The sequence below is a fragment of the Phenylobacterium sp. genome, from assembly GCF_044371015.1.
GTDB lineage: Bacteria > Pseudomonadota > Alphaproteobacteria > Caulobacterales > Caulobacteraceae > Phenylobacterium.
The window spans coordinates 18,005-31,695 of the sequence record NZ_JBILUK010000013.1 but is presented as its reverse complement, the minus strand read 5'-3'; the positions used below and the strand labels follow the sequence as shown (position 1 = coordinate 31,695).

Below are 13,691 nucleotides of genomic sequence, written 5' to 3'. Positions count from 1 at the left end.
GACCATCACCCAGCGGGCGATGGCCGCGCCGACGCTGCGCGAGGGCCAGAAGGGGGTGCTGGCGGCGGCGGTGATCCGTATCCTGCTGGTGCCCGCCATCGTCGTCGTGCCCGGCGTCTGCGCCTATTTGCTGTTCGGCGATATCGGTGACGCCACCTACGGCCGGATCGTCGCCGAGGTGATGCCGCCCTGGCTCTCGGGCGCCTTCGCCGCCTTCATGGCCGCCGCGGTGCTGACCAGCTACACCTCGGTGCTGAACTCCTCGGTGACCCTCTACGTCTGCGACCTGCACGGGCCCTATGTCGCGCCCGATCCGGACGTGAAGCGGCTGAACACCGTGATCTCGCTGGGCTTCATGGTGCTCTCGATCGCCCTGGTTCCGGTCTATGCGGGGGCGGACTCGATCATCAACCTGGTGCAACAGCTCAACGGCCTGCTCTCGATGCCGATCCTCTCGGCCTTCATCCTGGGGCTGGCCTTCCGAGGCGTGGACGCGCGGGCGGCGATGGCGGCGGTGGTGTTCGGGGTAGCTCTCTATGCGGTGTTCACCTTCGTCTGGACGCCGGTGCACTACATCCATCTCATGCTGGTGACGCTGATCGCCTGCCTGGGCGTGGGGCTGGGGGTGAACCGCTTCCTGCTGGGCGGTCGCGCCAGCCTCGGCCTGTTCCGGGCGGTGTGATGACGGACACGCATCGGCTCGACGGGGGCGGCCAGACCCTGCTGGTCCGGATTACGGACGGGCGGCCGGAGCTGGCCTATTGGGGGCCCGGGCTGCCGTTCGGCGGCGGGTTGCCTAGCGCGTTACTGGAGCGAGCCGGGGCGCACGGGATGCTGGACGGCGGTGAGGCGTTCGACCTCTGGCCGCAGTCGGGTCACGGTTTCACCGGACGCCCTGCGCTGGAAGCGTCGCGGCCCTCGGGGGTGTTCATCAGCCAGATGCAGGTCCGCCAGACGGTGGCGACGGATGACGCGCTGGCGATCAGCCTGGTCGACGCCAAGGCTGGACTTGAGGGGGTGCTTACGATCTCACTCGACGCCGCCACCGGCGTCGCGGGCTTCCGGATGCGGCTGACCAATGCGGGCGATGAGCCCTTGCGGGTCGACTGGCTGGCGCCGGTGGCGCTCGCGCCGCCGGGGGATGAGCTGCTGACGTTCGGCGGCTCCTGGTCCGGTGAGTTCCGGGAGCATCGCCAGCGGCTGTCGTCGGGGATCTGGGGTTCGGAGAGCCGGACCGGGCGGACCTCACACCATGCGCCGCCGATGCTTGTGGCCGGTTCGCCCGGCTTTGGCGAAGACCATGGCGAGGTGCTGGCGCTGCATTTCGGCTGGAGCGGAGACCACCGCCTGTTCGCCGAGCGGCTGCGGGACGGGCGGGTGCAGATCCAGGCCGGCGAACTGCCCTGGCCGGGCGAGATCGCGCTGGCGCCCGGTGAGGCTGTGGAGACGCCGACCCTCTACGCCGCGCGCAGCCATGCGGGCCTGAACGGCCTCTCGGCGCGTTGGCATCCGTTTGTCCGGAAGACGGTGCTGGGCGGCAGACTGGCGGCCAGGCCCCGCCCAGTGCACTTCAACACCTGGGAGGCGGTCTACTTCCGGCACGACCTTGCGGAGCTGAAGGCGCTGGCGGACCGCGCCGCCGCGGTGGGCGCTGAGCGTTTCGTACTCGACGACGGCTGGTTCCGGGGCCGCGACAACGACCGGGCCGGCCTGGGCGACTGGACGCCGGACGCGGCGAAGTATCCGCACGGCCTCACGCCGCTGATCGACCATGTGCGCGGCCTGGGCCTGGAGTTCGGCCTCTGGGTCGAGCCCGAGATGGTCAACGCCGACTCCGAACTGTTGCGCGCGCACCCGGACTGGATCCTGGGAGAGCCCGGCCGCAGCCAGCCGCTGGGGCGCGGGCAATATGTCCTGGACCTCACACGGGATGAAGTGGCCGACAACATCTACGCCCAGCTCGATGCGCTGCTCACCGATTTTCCCATCGCCTATCTGAAGTGGGACATGAACCGCGACCTGACCCACCCGATGAGCCGGGGCCGACCGGCGGCGCGGGCGCAGGTGCGGGCCGTTTATGCCCTGATCGACCGGCTGCGGGCGGTGCATCCCAGAGTCGAGATCGAGAGCTGCGCCTCGGGTGGCGGGCGGGCGGATCTGGAGATTCTGCGACGCACCGACCGCATCTGGACCTCGGATTGCAACGATCCTTTCGAACGCCAGCGGATGCAGCGCGCAGCCATGCTGGTGTTCCCGCCCGAAGTGCTGGGCGCCCATGTGGGCCCGGAGGCCAGTCACACCACCGCGCGGTCCGCCAGCCTCGACTTTCGGGCCATGACCGCGCTGTTCGGCCACTTCGGGATCGAAGCGGATGTGCGGGCGTTTCCGGAAGATGACGTGGCGGCGCTGGCCCGGGCTATCGCGCTCCACAAGCGGCTGCGGGCTTTGCTGCATTCAGGTCGCGTAGTTCGACTGCCCTATGCGGACGCGGGCGCGGTGGGGCTGGCGGTGATCGGCGAAGGCCATGCTGTGGCGAGCCTGGGTCAGGTGGACACGCCACCCTACCCGACGCCCGAGCCGTTTAGGGTGACCGGCCTGGACCCAGAAGCGACCTACGCCGTGACGCTGCTCAATCCGCCGGCCCGGCCGCGCGCGGCGATGAAGCGGGTTCCGGCGCTGGCGCGGGGCGCGGTGGTCCGGGCCTCGGGACGAATGATCGCCGAAGTTGGTCTGCCGCTGCCGATCCTGAGGGCCGGGGAAGTGGCGGTATACGAGATTATCCGGGAGACGACTTCGTGAAGCTCGGCGTCTGCTACTACCCCGAGCACTGGCCGGAAGAGCTCTGGCCCGATGACGCCCGGCGAATGGCCGAGCTCGGCATCAGCTGGGTGCGGATCGGCGAGTTCGCCTGGAGCCGGATCGAGCCGGAGCCCGGCTGCTTCGACTGGGACTGGCTCGATCGGGCCGTCGAGACCCTGGCCGCCGCGGGGCTAAAGATCGTCATGTGCACGCCCACGGCGACGCCGCCCAAGTGGCTGGTCGACGCCCATCCCGACATCCTGGCCTGGGACGAGCAGGGCCGGCCGCGCGGGTTCGGTTCGCGCCGGCACTACGACTTTTCCAGCGAGACCTATCGGCGCGAGAGCGTACGGATCACCGAGGCTGTGGCCGCCCGCTATGGCCGCCATCCGGCGGTCGGCGCCTGGCAGACCGACAACGAGTATGGCTGCCACGACACCACGATCAGCTATTCGCCGGTGGCGGCGGCGGCGTTCCGGGGCTGGCTGGCCCGGCGGTATCAGTCGGTCGAGGCGCTGAACCGGGCCTGGGGCGCGGTGTTCTGGTCTCAGGAGTATCGCACCTTCGAGGAGGTCGAGCCGCCGAACCTGACCGTGACCGAGGCCAATCCGAGCCACCGGCTGGACTACAACCGCTTCGCCTCTGACCAGGTGGCCGAGTTCAACCGGGCGCAGGCGGCGATCCTGCGGCGGCTGTCGCCGGGCCGCGACATCACCCACAATTTCATGGGCTTCTACACCGAGTTCGACCACTTCCAGGTCGGCCGCGACCTGGATCTGGCGAGCTGGGACTCCTATCCGCTGGGGTTCCTGGAGCAGTTCTGGTTTCCGGAGACCGAGAAGCGTCGCCACCTGCGCCATGGGCATCCGGATATCTCGGGCTTCCACCACGACCTCTATCGCGGGGTCGGGCGCGGACGCTGGTGGGTAATGGAGCAGCAGCCCGGCCCGGTGAACTGGGCGCGCTACAATCCGGCGCCGGCGGCGGGCGCGGTGCGGGCCTGGACCTGGGAGGCCTTCGCCCACGGGGCCGAGGTGGTTTCCTATTTCCGCTGGCGCCAGGCGCCCTTCGCCCAAGAGCAGATGCACGCGGGCCTCAATCGGCCGGACAACGTGCTGGACCGAGGCGGCGAGGAGGCGGCGCAGGTGGCGCGCGAACTGGCGGAACTGGGGCCGCTGGAGGCCTGCGGCCGGGCCGATGTGGCGCTGATCTTCAGCTATGAGGCCGACTGGCAGATCGGCATCCAGCCTCATGCCAAAGGTTTTCGCTGGCTGGAGCTGGCCTTCGAGACCTATGCAGCGCTGCGCCGGGCGGGGCTGGATGTGGACTTCGTGCCCCCCGACGCCGACCTCACCGGCTACCGGCTGGTGGTCGCGCCGTCGCTGCCGATCCTGGAGCCCGCGACGCTGGACGCCATAGCGGCGTCGGGCGCCGTCGCCCTGTTCGGACCACGCACCGGCTCGCGCACCCGCGAGGGCTGGATTCCGCCTGGCCTCTCGCCTGGACCTCTGAAGGACCGCATGCCGTTGACGGTCACACGGGTGGAGAGCCTGCGGCCCGGCTCGGGGCCGGCGGTGACTGCGGACGGCGCTTCGTTTGCGGGCCGACTGTGGCGCGAGGTGTTGGATACGGCGCTTCCGCCGCTTGCGACCTTCGACGATGGCCTGCCCGCTTGGGTTTGCTGTCAGACGTGGCACTATCTGGCGACCTGGCCGGAGGGGGCGCTGATGGACGCCGTGATCGCCAAGCTGGCGCGAGAAGCCGGATTGAACCCCGGCGCGATGGACGAGGGCGTGCGCGTGCGCAGCCGCGCCGGCCTGCGCTTCGCCTTCAACTTCACGCCGGAGGATCGGCCGACCCCGGCGCCGAGGGGTGCGCGCTATGTGTTGGGCGGACCGGTGCTGGCTCCTGCCGGCGTCGCCGCCTGGCGGGTCGACCCGCCATGACCGAGGCCGTCGCCCGCAAACGGACACGACTGTCGCCGCAGGCCCGGCGCGAGCAGATCCTGGATGAGGCCGCGCGGCTGATCCTGGAGCGGGGGATTTCGGCGGTCAGCATGGAGCGGCTGGCCCAGCTGGTCGGGATCTCCAAGGGTCTGGTCTACAACTACTTCGCGACGCGGGACGCGTTGTTGGCCGCTCTGCTGCACCGCGAACAGACCGAACTTCGCGATCGGGGCATGACCTCGGCGCTGGAGGCGCAGAGCTATGAAGATCTGATCCGCCAGACCACGCGACTCTATCTGGAACAGACTAAAGAACGTGGGGCGATGATCGCCGCCCTGCTCTCCGATCCCTCGGTGGCGGCCCTGATGGAGGCCGACAGCCGCCTCGATCGCGAACGCACCTTCCGCTACTTCATCCGCGCCACCCGCCGCGAGTACGGTCTGCCGCTGGACCTCGCCATCGCTGCCGTCGAGATGCTGTCCAAGATCACCGACCAGGCCGGGCACCTTGTGGCCCAGGGCGTGATCGACGTGGGGCCGGCGACGGAGATGTGCGTTGAACTGATCACCGGCGGCCTGGCGAGGTTGAACCCGGATCGGGTGATCAAGGAGTCGTCGTCCCCTCAGACGTCGAGGTGAGGGCGCGCGGCTATTCGAGGAACGCTCGTACGGCCGCCAGGTAGGCTTCAAAGTTCTCCCGCCGCACGTTGTGGCCGGCGCCGGGGATGTGGACGACCTCGACGTTCGGGTTGAGGGCGGCGGCCTCGTCGGCGAGAGTCGGGGTGACCATGCCCCCGGCCTCGGCGTCGGCTCGGATCAGCAGGGTGGGGCAGGTCAGGGCGGCGATCTCATCCTGCCATCGGGTGGCGTAGACGGGCATGGCGTCGGGATCGACCTGGCGCTTGGAGGCGGTCCAGGCGGGGAAGTCGTCATCGTGCCAGAGCGGCGACTGGGCGCGGCCGAGCGCGGTGATCTCCTCCGGCGTCATGGCGCGGAAGCGTTCGACCTGGTTGCGGAACCGGAGGGCGCGGGGCTCGATCGAAGTTGAAACGGTGGGCGGAACCAGCGGCGGGTCTTCCAGGATCACCTTGGCGGCGAGGCCGGGACGCGCCGCGGCGCAGGCGGCGGTAGCTCGGGCGCCTACGGAGTGGCCCATCAGCATAGGCGCGTTGAGGCCCAGCGCGTCGATGGCTTCGGACAGGTCGCGGGCCGGATCGCGAACCTCGACGCCTTCGAAGCCAGAGCTTTCGCCGTGGCCGCGCGCGTCGAGCATGATCAGGTCGAAGGCGGGCGCCAGCGCGGTGGCCAGCCTGGACCAGCACAGACCGTTGTCGGTGAGGCCGTGCGAGAGCACCAGCGGCGGTCCGTCGCCGCCGGTGCGGCGATAGGTTAGGTGGCCGCCGGCGACGGGGACTGTTCCGACGCGCCAGCCTGGGCTCACCACGCGTAGGCTTCCGGGGCCGGGCCAACGGGCGGGAAGATGGCGTCGATCTGGGCCAGGGTCTCGGCGTCGAGCTTAAGCATCGGGGCGTGCAGCACCGAGGTCAGTTGCTCGCGACGGCGGGGGCCGATGATGGCGCTGGTGACGCCGGGCATATGCAGAAGCCAGGCCAGCGCCACGGCGCTCGGGCTCTGGCCAAGGGTTTCACAGAGCGTGGCGAAGCGGGCGAGTTGGTTGGCGCGGGCGTCTGCCGCCAGGACGGCGCCGTCGGCGCTGCGTCGGCCGTCCGCGTCTGCGGAAGGGCCGGCGAGGAGGCCGCCGGCCATGGGGCTCCAGGCGATGACGCCCATGCCGTAGGCCTGACAGGCCGGGATCACCTCCAGCTCAGCCCGGCGTTCGATCAGGTTGTAGAGGCTCTGTTCGCAGGCCAGTCCCAGCCGGTGCGCTGCGGCAGCCCGTTCGTTGGCGCGCGCGATGGCCCAGCCGGGAAAGTTGCTGGTTCCCACATAGGTGATCTTGCCCTGGGCGATCAGTCGATCCATCGCTTGCCAGATCTCCTCCGGCGGGGCGGCGCGGTCGATGTGGTGCATCTGGTAGAGGTCGATGTGGTCGACCCGCAGACGCTTGAGGCTGGCGTCGCAGGCCATCTGAATGTGGCGCGCGGAAAGGCCCCGGTCGTTGATATCGTCCGACATCGGCTCATGGACCTTGGTGGCCAGTACGATCCGGTCGCGGCGGGCGGGGTTCTTCGCCAGCCAGCCGCCCAGCAGGGTCTCGGTGGCGCCTACGCCGAGATGGCCGCCGTACTGGTTGGCGGTGTCGATGAAGTTGATCCCGGCCTCGAAGGCGTCGTCGAGGATCGCGAAGCTCTCGGCCTCCGAGGTGCGGGGACCGAAGTTCATGGTCCCCAGGCAGAGGGCGCTGACCTGGAGCGCAGTGCGGCCGAGCCTGCGATAGATCATCGTGTTGGCCACTAGGGCGCCCTCATCGTCGCGCCGGTCACCAGCGTTTCGCTGGAGTCGGCGACGCAGTGGCGGACCATCCGCTGGGCGCGTTCCGACAGGGTCTTGTAGTCCGCATAGGTGATGCCCGGCACGATCGGTTCCCGGAACCAGGGCGCGTAGAATTCCAGGTTCGGGATGGATCGGACCTGATCGGAAACGTTGGGCGTGCCGCCGTGCCAGGCGCGTACGTCGCGGATCATCACCCCGCCGGCCGGGGCGGGGCAGACGGTGGAGAGTCGCATCCATTCGGGCTCCTGATCCAGTGTCGGGATCGGCGTGCGGGAATGCTGGGTGCCGGGGATCTGGCGCGTGGGACCGTTAAGGCGCGTCACCGCCTGCGGCAGGAAGTTGGCGCAGACATAAGGGCAGGGCAGGTCGCGGATGGTCAGCTGCCGGCGCGGGTCGTGGAAGGCGCTGAAGGGCGTGGTGGCGTTGTCGCGCCAGTCGCGGACATCGGAGTGCAGTGGCTGGTAACCGACGGCGCCCGGCAGGCAGAAGTCGCCGCTGGCGGCGCGTAGCACGTAGTCTTCAGACTGAAAGATCGCGGTGACCACCTCGGTGACGACGGGGTTATCGAGAAGCATCCGCCACTCGGGTCGGTGCAGCTGGCTGCGGGTCAGGCTGGAGCCGCCGAAGGAATAGCGGTGGGAGCCGCGGTTGCCCGCGCGGTCGCCGTCCAGCGCCAGGATCTCGTCGACAACCTCGTCGACGCCGCGCGCCAGGATCTCCGTCTGCTCGGAGTCGAGGGCGTCGGCGATGACCACAAACCCGTCGCGGCGGAAGAGCTCGAGCGCATGCCGCGTGTCGGCGGGTGTGAGGATCTCCAGGCCCTTGATGCCGTTGTTGGCCTCCAGATAGGCGCGCTGGGCGAGGACCTCAGGCGTGACCCATGAGCCTTGTGCTCCGTCCATGTGCATCCTCCCGGCGTCGCTCGACTTTAATTGAACGAGTAGTCAATAGTAAGGAGTAATCCATGACCCTGCAATTGGAACGCACCCGCGACAAGAGTGCGCGCCTTCAGCCCCCCGCCCTCGTCCGCAGTTCGGCGGCGATCACGGCGTGGCGGGTGCGGGTGATGGCGTAGGACGCGAAGATCACCATCGAGACCACCGCGACCAGCGCCGGGATCGGACCCCACACCCAGACCAGCGAGGTCTGCACTTCGGGCGGGAGCACCGCGCCGGGGGTCTTGGCGATATCGGCGGGGAAACGGATGACATCGAGCGCGCGGCCGGCGATGAACACGCCGAGCGCCACGGCGGCCTTGTTGGCGAAACCCAGGCCCGCGAAGTAGAGCCCCTCGCGGCGGCGTCCGAACAGATGCTCGTGCTCATCTGCGGCGTCGGCCATCATCGAGGGATAGGCGACGCTAACGAAGCCGAGGCCGATTCCGGCGACGAAGGAATTGATCTGCATCGGCAGCAGCGCCGCCGCGCCGGTCGGTGTGTAGACGCCGGCCAGCCAGGCGCCCTGCATCACCAGCCAGTTGGCGATCAGCAGCGAGAGGCCGATCAGCACCACGGTCTTCTTCTCCAGCCGGGCCTGGATCCTGGGCGCCGAGCCCACGCCAAGAAGCAGTCCGACGACGAAGGCGTAGGAGATGAACTGGATGTTCTCGCTCTTGATCAGCCAGACGAATACGAACGAATGCTGGTTCAGCGTCGCGTTCAGACCCTGGGCGACATAGGTGATCACGGCGGAGATGAAGAGCAGCCGGAACGAGCGATTTGCGAAGATCTCGATCACTTCCGAGGGCAGGCGCCGCCACATGGGCTGGGCCACCTGCTCGGGTTGCGGTAGTGCGGCGGCGTAGCGCCAGAGGCCCAGGCAACAGGCGCTCATGCAGGCGAACAGGACCGCCGCCGCCGACCAGCCGAAGCCCGGATAACCTTCGGCCCGCTGCAGGCCGCCGTCTGCGAAGAACACGGTGTATCCGACCGCGGTGATCGCAAGGCCCGCCAGAACGCCTGCGGCGGAGCGATAGACCACGACGCTGGTGCGTCCGGCGTAGTCGCTGGTGAGTTCAGCGCCCAGCGCCACATAGGGCACGTGGAAGAGTGAGATGGCGCACCGCGCCGCAACCGCGAAGGTGGTCAGCCAGACGAACAGTAGGGTCTGGGAGAGGCCGGCCGGTGGAGAGAACAGCAGTCCGACGCAGATCACGGTCGGCGGGATCGACAGAACCATGAGCGGAAGTCGCCGCCCGAACCTGGATTTCAGATTGTCGGACCAGGAGCCGATCGCAGGATCGACCAGGGCGTCGAACACCAGACCCACCGCCAGCGCTGCGCCGATCAGCGTGCCCGAGAGGCCCAGAACCACGGAGTAGTAGAAGAAGATGAAGCCGACAGCGGTGTCGAAGCCGCCTGACTGCGCCGCCTGGCCGAGCCCGTAAAACACCTTCTGGAGGATCGTCGGTCCGGCGCGAGGCGCGTCCATGTTGGCCGTCTGGACCTCAGCTGATGACACGGTGGGCGCCCCTTATTGACGGTAGATTCAATTGGACTTGACGCCCGCGCCAGCCCCGATCTAGGTATTGACGACAATTGCAATAATTGGACGGGCGGACAAGGGAACACCTCCCGACGCCATAGGGGAAGAGCCAGATGACATCCTGCCGTTTCGCCGCCTTGAGCGCGGCTTCCGTCCTGGCGTTGAGCCTGGCCTCTCCGGTCCTGGCGGCCGAGGCCAACGAGATTGAGGAACTGGTCGTCACCGCCCAGAAGCGCGAACAGAACCTGCAGGACGTGCCGATCGCGGTCAGCGCTTTCTCGGAAGCCGCCCTGGACCGCGTGCAGATCGAGGACGCCACGGACATCCAGCTATCGATCCCCAACGCCGTGCTGACCGGCAACGACCGCTTCACACTGCGCGGCGTGGGCAACAACGCCCTGGCCGGCGTGGACCCGGGCGTGCCGACCTTCGTGAACGGCGCGGCCATCGGCTATCCGCCGCAGAACGAGTATTTCGACGTCGCCCGGATCGAGGTGCTGCGCGGGCCGCAGGGCACGCTCTATGGCCGCAACACAACCGGCGGCGCGATCAACATCATCACCCGCAAGCCGGGGTCCGAGTTCGGCGGCGACGTAAGCCTCCAGGGCGGTAACCATGGCAATGTCCGCGTAGGCGGCGCGGTCGATCTGCCGCTGGGCGGCGTCGCCGCGGTGCGGCTGGCCGGCTACAAGCTGGAGCGTGACGGCTACACGAAGAACATCTCAACCGGGAACGATGTGGATGGCCGCGATCAGTGGGGCGCGCGCGGCACGCTGACCTTCGATATCGGCGAGCAGACGGATGTGGCGGTCGTGCTGAGCCGCTTCGAGGAAGACAGCTCGCGGGCCCGGGAAGGCAAGCGCCTCTGCCGGGCGCATCCGGTGCTGGGCTGTGATCCACGCTTCCTGGGATTCGACTCCCCCGACGCGAACACCACCATCCTGCAGACGCTCTCGCGAGCCTTCACGCCGTTCCCGGCGGGGGGAAACATCTATGCTGGCGCGCCCAACCCGACCGACTTGCGCAAGATCGCCGCCGACACCGACCCGACCTATGAGGCCAAACAGTCGACGGCAGCGTTCGAGTTGAACCACGACTTCGGCTCGATCATGCTTTCGGCGATCTATGGCTACTCGAAGTTCTCCACCGAGCAGAACACCGACTGGGACAACGCCGACCTGCCGTTCCGCTTCACCCGGCCGATCACCTACTTCAAGGATCGCACCACGCAGGTCACCACCGACCGCCTGCTGACTACCGACAGCTTCACGGCGCGGGGCACAACCAAGACGGGCGAACTGCGCCTCGCGTCGCAGTTCAAGGGCCGGTTCAATTTCCTGGTGGGCTACTTCGGAGCCGAAGGGACCAGTTCCGGCGGATTCGAGACCTGGCACCCGTCAATCGAACTCTTCCAGCGGGCCCTTGGCCGCCCGCAAGACACGTGGCGGGTGTCGGCGCTCACCCGCAATGGCAAGAGCGACACCTGGGCGCTGTTCGGCGAGAGCTATTTCGAGGTGACGCCGGAGCTGCGCCTGACGCTGGGCGGGCGTTACACCGAGGAGGAACGCTCCGGCGAGGCGCGGTCCATCGTTCTCTCAGGCCTGAATCCCTGGGTGTTCTCCAAGTTCGAGGGCCAGAAGACCACCTGGAAGGCTGCTGTCGACTGGTCGCCCGACCTGGCGTTTACGGACAAGACGCTGGTCTACGGCTCCATCGCCACCGGCTATAAGGGCGGCGGCCAGAATTCGAACGCCGCGACCCCGACCTTCGGCCCGGAGACAGTGACCGCCTACGAGGTCGGGACGAAGAACGTCCTGATGGAGGGCGCGCTGCAGGCCAATCTGACGGCCTTCTACTATGACTACACGGGACTGCAGCTGGGCCAGCGGATCAACGGCGGCGTGGTGACGCGCAACGCCGACGCCACGATCTATGGCCTGGAGGGCGAGTTCGCGTGGTCGGTGGGCGAGAACTGGCTGTTCGACGCCAACGTCTCCCACCTGCACACCAGCATCGGCACGTTCCTCAGCGAGGATGCCGCCAATCCGGCCCAGAGCCTGACGGCGACGACGCCTACGGTGCAGATCAACCTGAAGGGCAACGATCTGCCGCATTCGCCCGGCTTCAAGGTCAAGGCCGGGGGCCAGTATCAGACGGCGGTGGGCGACGGCGACTGGATGGCGACCTTCCGCGTCGACGCCACCTGGCAGGACTCCTACTTCTCGCGAGAGTACAATACGGCGACCGACCGGATCGACAGCTGGGGGGTCATCGACCTGCAGGTGCGGTTGGACAACGACGCGCAGGGTCTGAGCGCACGGCTGTTCGTCAAGAACCTCACCAACGACGACAACATCACCAACATCATCATCGAGGACGCCCTTATCGGGCGCTATCGCAATGCCCGCCTACTGGAGCCGCGCACCTACGGGGTGATTGTCCAGAAGCGGTTCTGAGGGGCCTGAACCGTCCTCACCGCTACTTGCTCACCATGTCTCGTTGAAGCCAGCGGCACGTCAGCAGGAAGAAGCATCCGCCGACGGCGTACAGCAGCGAGGTGATCAGCAGCGCGTTCTGCAGACTCTCCGGGTGAACCGTGCCGCAGACGGCCTGAAGCTCCGGTGACAGCGCCGCGCGGGCGGCGCCCTCGCAGGCTTTGCGGGTGAGTTCAGGCGCGCCCAGGTCGGTCACCATGCCCTTGAACAGGCCATCGCTGAGCGCGCCAATGAACAGCGGTCCGAAGCCGTAGCCGATCAGGTTGATCACAAAGAGCATCACGGCAGTCGAGACTGCGCGCACCTGTGCGCTGACCACGCCCTGGCCGATGGTGTACTGCGCTGCGAGGTAGCCGTACTTGGAGAGCCCGCCCAGGCAAAGCCCGATGGCGCATATCCACAGGTTATCGGTGCTGAACGCCAGCACATAGAACGGCACGGAGAGGATCATTCCGTAGCCTGGAAGCCAAGCGATGGCGTTCGGGTATCGCTTCGAAAGGCGCTCTGCCAGCCAGCCGGTGGCGAGGGCGCCCACCGAGCCCGCGAGCGCCGCAGGCACGTTGATCCAGACCGCCGCCTCGCCGGCGGTGAGGCCGAAGGTGCGGTTGACGAACAAAGACTGGAACGAATTGATCCCGTAGCCGCAGAAAGCGGCGAAGGTCGCGGCGATGGCGTTGGTCCACCACGACGGCTTCGAGGCGAGTTCCTTGAGGCCCTCGGAGAACGGCACGCTGGCGCGACGCACCGTGCCGGGCGGATCGGTGTATCCGCGCGGCGGCTCTTTGACGGTCATCTTGAACAGGATCGCGACCAATACGCCGGGCAGGCCCAGCACCAGGAAGGCGATGCGCCAGCCGAACGCGTCTGTGATCGGTCCGCCGAGCAGGTTGGCCAGCATGCCGCCGAGCGTAACGCCCATGGCGTAGTAGCCGAGCGCCGTGGAGCGGCTGACCGGCGGGAAATAGTCGGCGATCAGAGAATTGGCCGGCGGCGTGCAGCCGGCCTCGCCGATGCCCACGCCCACGCGGCAGGCCAGCAGGATCCAGAACGCGCCGATGGTGACCGAGCCGATGGTGATTTCGGCCGAGAGACCGCAAAGCGCGGTCATGATCGACCACAATGCGACGCAGACGGCCATGATCGTGACCCGGTTTCGCCGCTCGGAGAACTGGGCCAGCGGAATGCCCACCAGCGTATAGAGCAGCGCGAATCCGAAGCCGGTGAGCAGGCCGAACGCGGTGTCGGAGATGCCGAGTTCGGGCTTCATCTGCGGCGAGACCACCGACAGCAGGCTGCGGTCGATGAAGTTCAGAATGTAGATGATGAGCAGGACGTTCAGCACATAGGTCCGATAGCCCCGCGTACCGAAGCCCTTGATGTGGCCGTCGGCGGCCGGCGTGTCAGTGCTGGCGGTCATGTGTACGTTTCCTCGCGGGGATATGTCAGACGGCGCGGGCGCTTCGGCCCGCCATCGCCCCGTCGGCGCCCCTGCCGACTCCGCAAATAGGACGCTC

9 protein-coding genes and 1 pseudogene are annotated in these 13,691 nt (G+C 67.9%); 5 read left to right on the top strand and 5 right to left on the bottom strand.

Annotation, left to right across the window (positions count from 1 at the left end; translation table 11 throughout):
* The 4 genes and pseudogenes from ACIQ3R_RS02450 to ACIQ3R_RS02435 form a co-directional block, all read left to right on the top strand.
* A pseudogene (locus ACIQ3R_RS02450) lies at positions 1-682 on the top strand (SLC5 family protein); the annotation flags it as partial.
* Positions 682-2,799 (top strand): alpha-galactosidase, encoded by a 2,118-nt coding sequence (locus ACIQ3R_RS02445; protein ID WP_397414690.1) that lies wholly within the window; start codon positions 682-684, stop codon positions 2,797-2,799. The pseudogene ACIQ3R_RS02450 and the gene ACIQ3R_RS02445, both read left to right, overlap by 1 nt.
* Positions 2,796-4,745: a beta-galactosidase gene (locus tag ACIQ3R_RS02440; protein ID WP_397414688.1), complete on the top strand. Its 1,950-nt coding sequence runs from the start codon at positions 2,796-2,798 to the stop codon at positions 4,743-4,745. The genes ACIQ3R_RS02445 and ACIQ3R_RS02440 overlap by 4 nt, the downstream gene beginning before the upstream one ends.
* Positions 4,742-5,383, top strand: a complete 642-nt coding sequence (locus tag ACIQ3R_RS02435) for a TetR/AcrR family transcriptional regulator (RefSeq protein WP_397414686.1) — start codon at positions 4,742-4,744, stop codon at positions 5,381-5,383. The genes ACIQ3R_RS02440 and ACIQ3R_RS02435 overlap by 4 nt, the downstream gene beginning before the upstream one ends.
* 10 nt (positions 5,384-5,393) lie before the next feature.
* Here the strand turns inward: ACIQ3R_RS02435 and ACIQ3R_RS02430 are convergent, their stop codons facing one another.
* From ACIQ3R_RS02430 to ACIQ3R_RS02415, 4 genes are all read right to left on the bottom strand, one after another.
* Positions 5,394-6,185, bottom strand: a complete 792-nt coding sequence (locus ACIQ3R_RS02430; RefSeq protein WP_397414683.1) for an alpha/beta fold hydrolase — start codon at positions 6,183-6,185, stop codon at positions 5,394-5,396.
* On the bottom strand, positions 6,182-7,159 hold the full coding sequence (locus ACIQ3R_RS02425; RefSeq protein WP_397414681.1) for an aldo/keto reductase: 978 nt from the start codon (positions 7,157-7,159) through the stop codon (positions 6,182-6,184). The genes ACIQ3R_RS02430 and ACIQ3R_RS02425 overlap by 4 nt, the downstream gene beginning before the upstream one ends.
* Positions 7,159-8,100, bottom strand: a complete 942-nt coding sequence (locus ACIQ3R_RS02420) for a phytanoyl-CoA dioxygenase family protein (protein ID WP_397414679.1) — start codon at positions 8,098-8,100, stop codon at positions 7,159-7,161. The genes ACIQ3R_RS02425 and ACIQ3R_RS02420 overlap by 1 nt, the downstream gene beginning before the upstream one ends.
* A gap of 106 nt (positions 8,101-8,206) precedes the next feature.
* Positions 8,207-9,628 carry an MFS transporter gene (locus ACIQ3R_RS02415; RefSeq protein ID WP_397414677.1) on the bottom strand — a complete coding sequence of 474 codons (1,422 nt, stop codon included), beginning with the start codon at positions 9,626-9,628 and terminating at the stop codon, positions 8,207-8,209.
* Positions 9,629-9,795: 167 nt separating this feature from the next.
* Between ACIQ3R_RS02415 and ACIQ3R_RS02410 the strand changes: the two genes are divergently transcribed.
* Positions 9,796-12,138 (top strand): TonB-dependent receptor, encoded by a 2,343-nt coding sequence (locus ACIQ3R_RS02410; protein WP_397414675.1) that lies wholly within the window; start codon positions 9,796-9,798, stop codon positions 12,136-12,138.
* A 22-nt stretch (positions 12,139-12,160) separates the two neighbouring features.
* Here the strand turns inward: ACIQ3R_RS02410 and ACIQ3R_RS02405 are convergent, their stop codons facing one another.
* Positions 12,161-13,594: a spinster family MFS transporter gene (locus ACIQ3R_RS02405; RefSeq protein ID WP_397414673.1), complete on the bottom strand. Its 1,434-nt coding sequence runs from the start codon at positions 13,592-13,594 to the stop codon at positions 12,161-12,163.
* Positions 13,595-13,691 lie beyond the last annotated feature (97 nt).

Bases quoted from the DNA above. Each gene is read 5' to 3' on its own strand.
- ACIQ3R_RS02435 (WP_397414686.1), top strand. From the start codon at position 4,742: ATGACCGAGGCCGTCGCCCGCAAACGGACACGACTGTCGCCGCAGGCC.
- ACIQ3R_RS02415 (WP_397414677.1), bottom strand. From the start codon at position 9,628: ATGGACGCGCCTCGCGCCGGACCGACGATCCTCCAGAAGGTGTTTTAC.
- ACIQ3R_RS02445 (WP_397414690.1), top strand. From the start codon at position 682: ATGACGGACACGCATCGGCTCGACGGGGGCGGCCAGACCCTGCTGGTC.
- ACIQ3R_RS02405 (WP_397414673.1), bottom strand. From the start codon at position 13,594: ATGACCGCCAGCACTGACACGCCGGCCGCCGACGGCCACATCAAGGGC.
- ACIQ3R_RS02410 (WP_397414675.1), top strand. From the start codon at position 9,796: ATGACATCCTGCCGTTTCGCCGCCTTGAGCGCGGCTTCCGTCCTGGCG.
- ACIQ3R_RS02420 (WP_397414679.1), bottom strand. From the start codon at position 8,100: ATGGACGGAGCACAAGGCTCATGGGTCACGCCTGAGGTCCTCGCCCAG.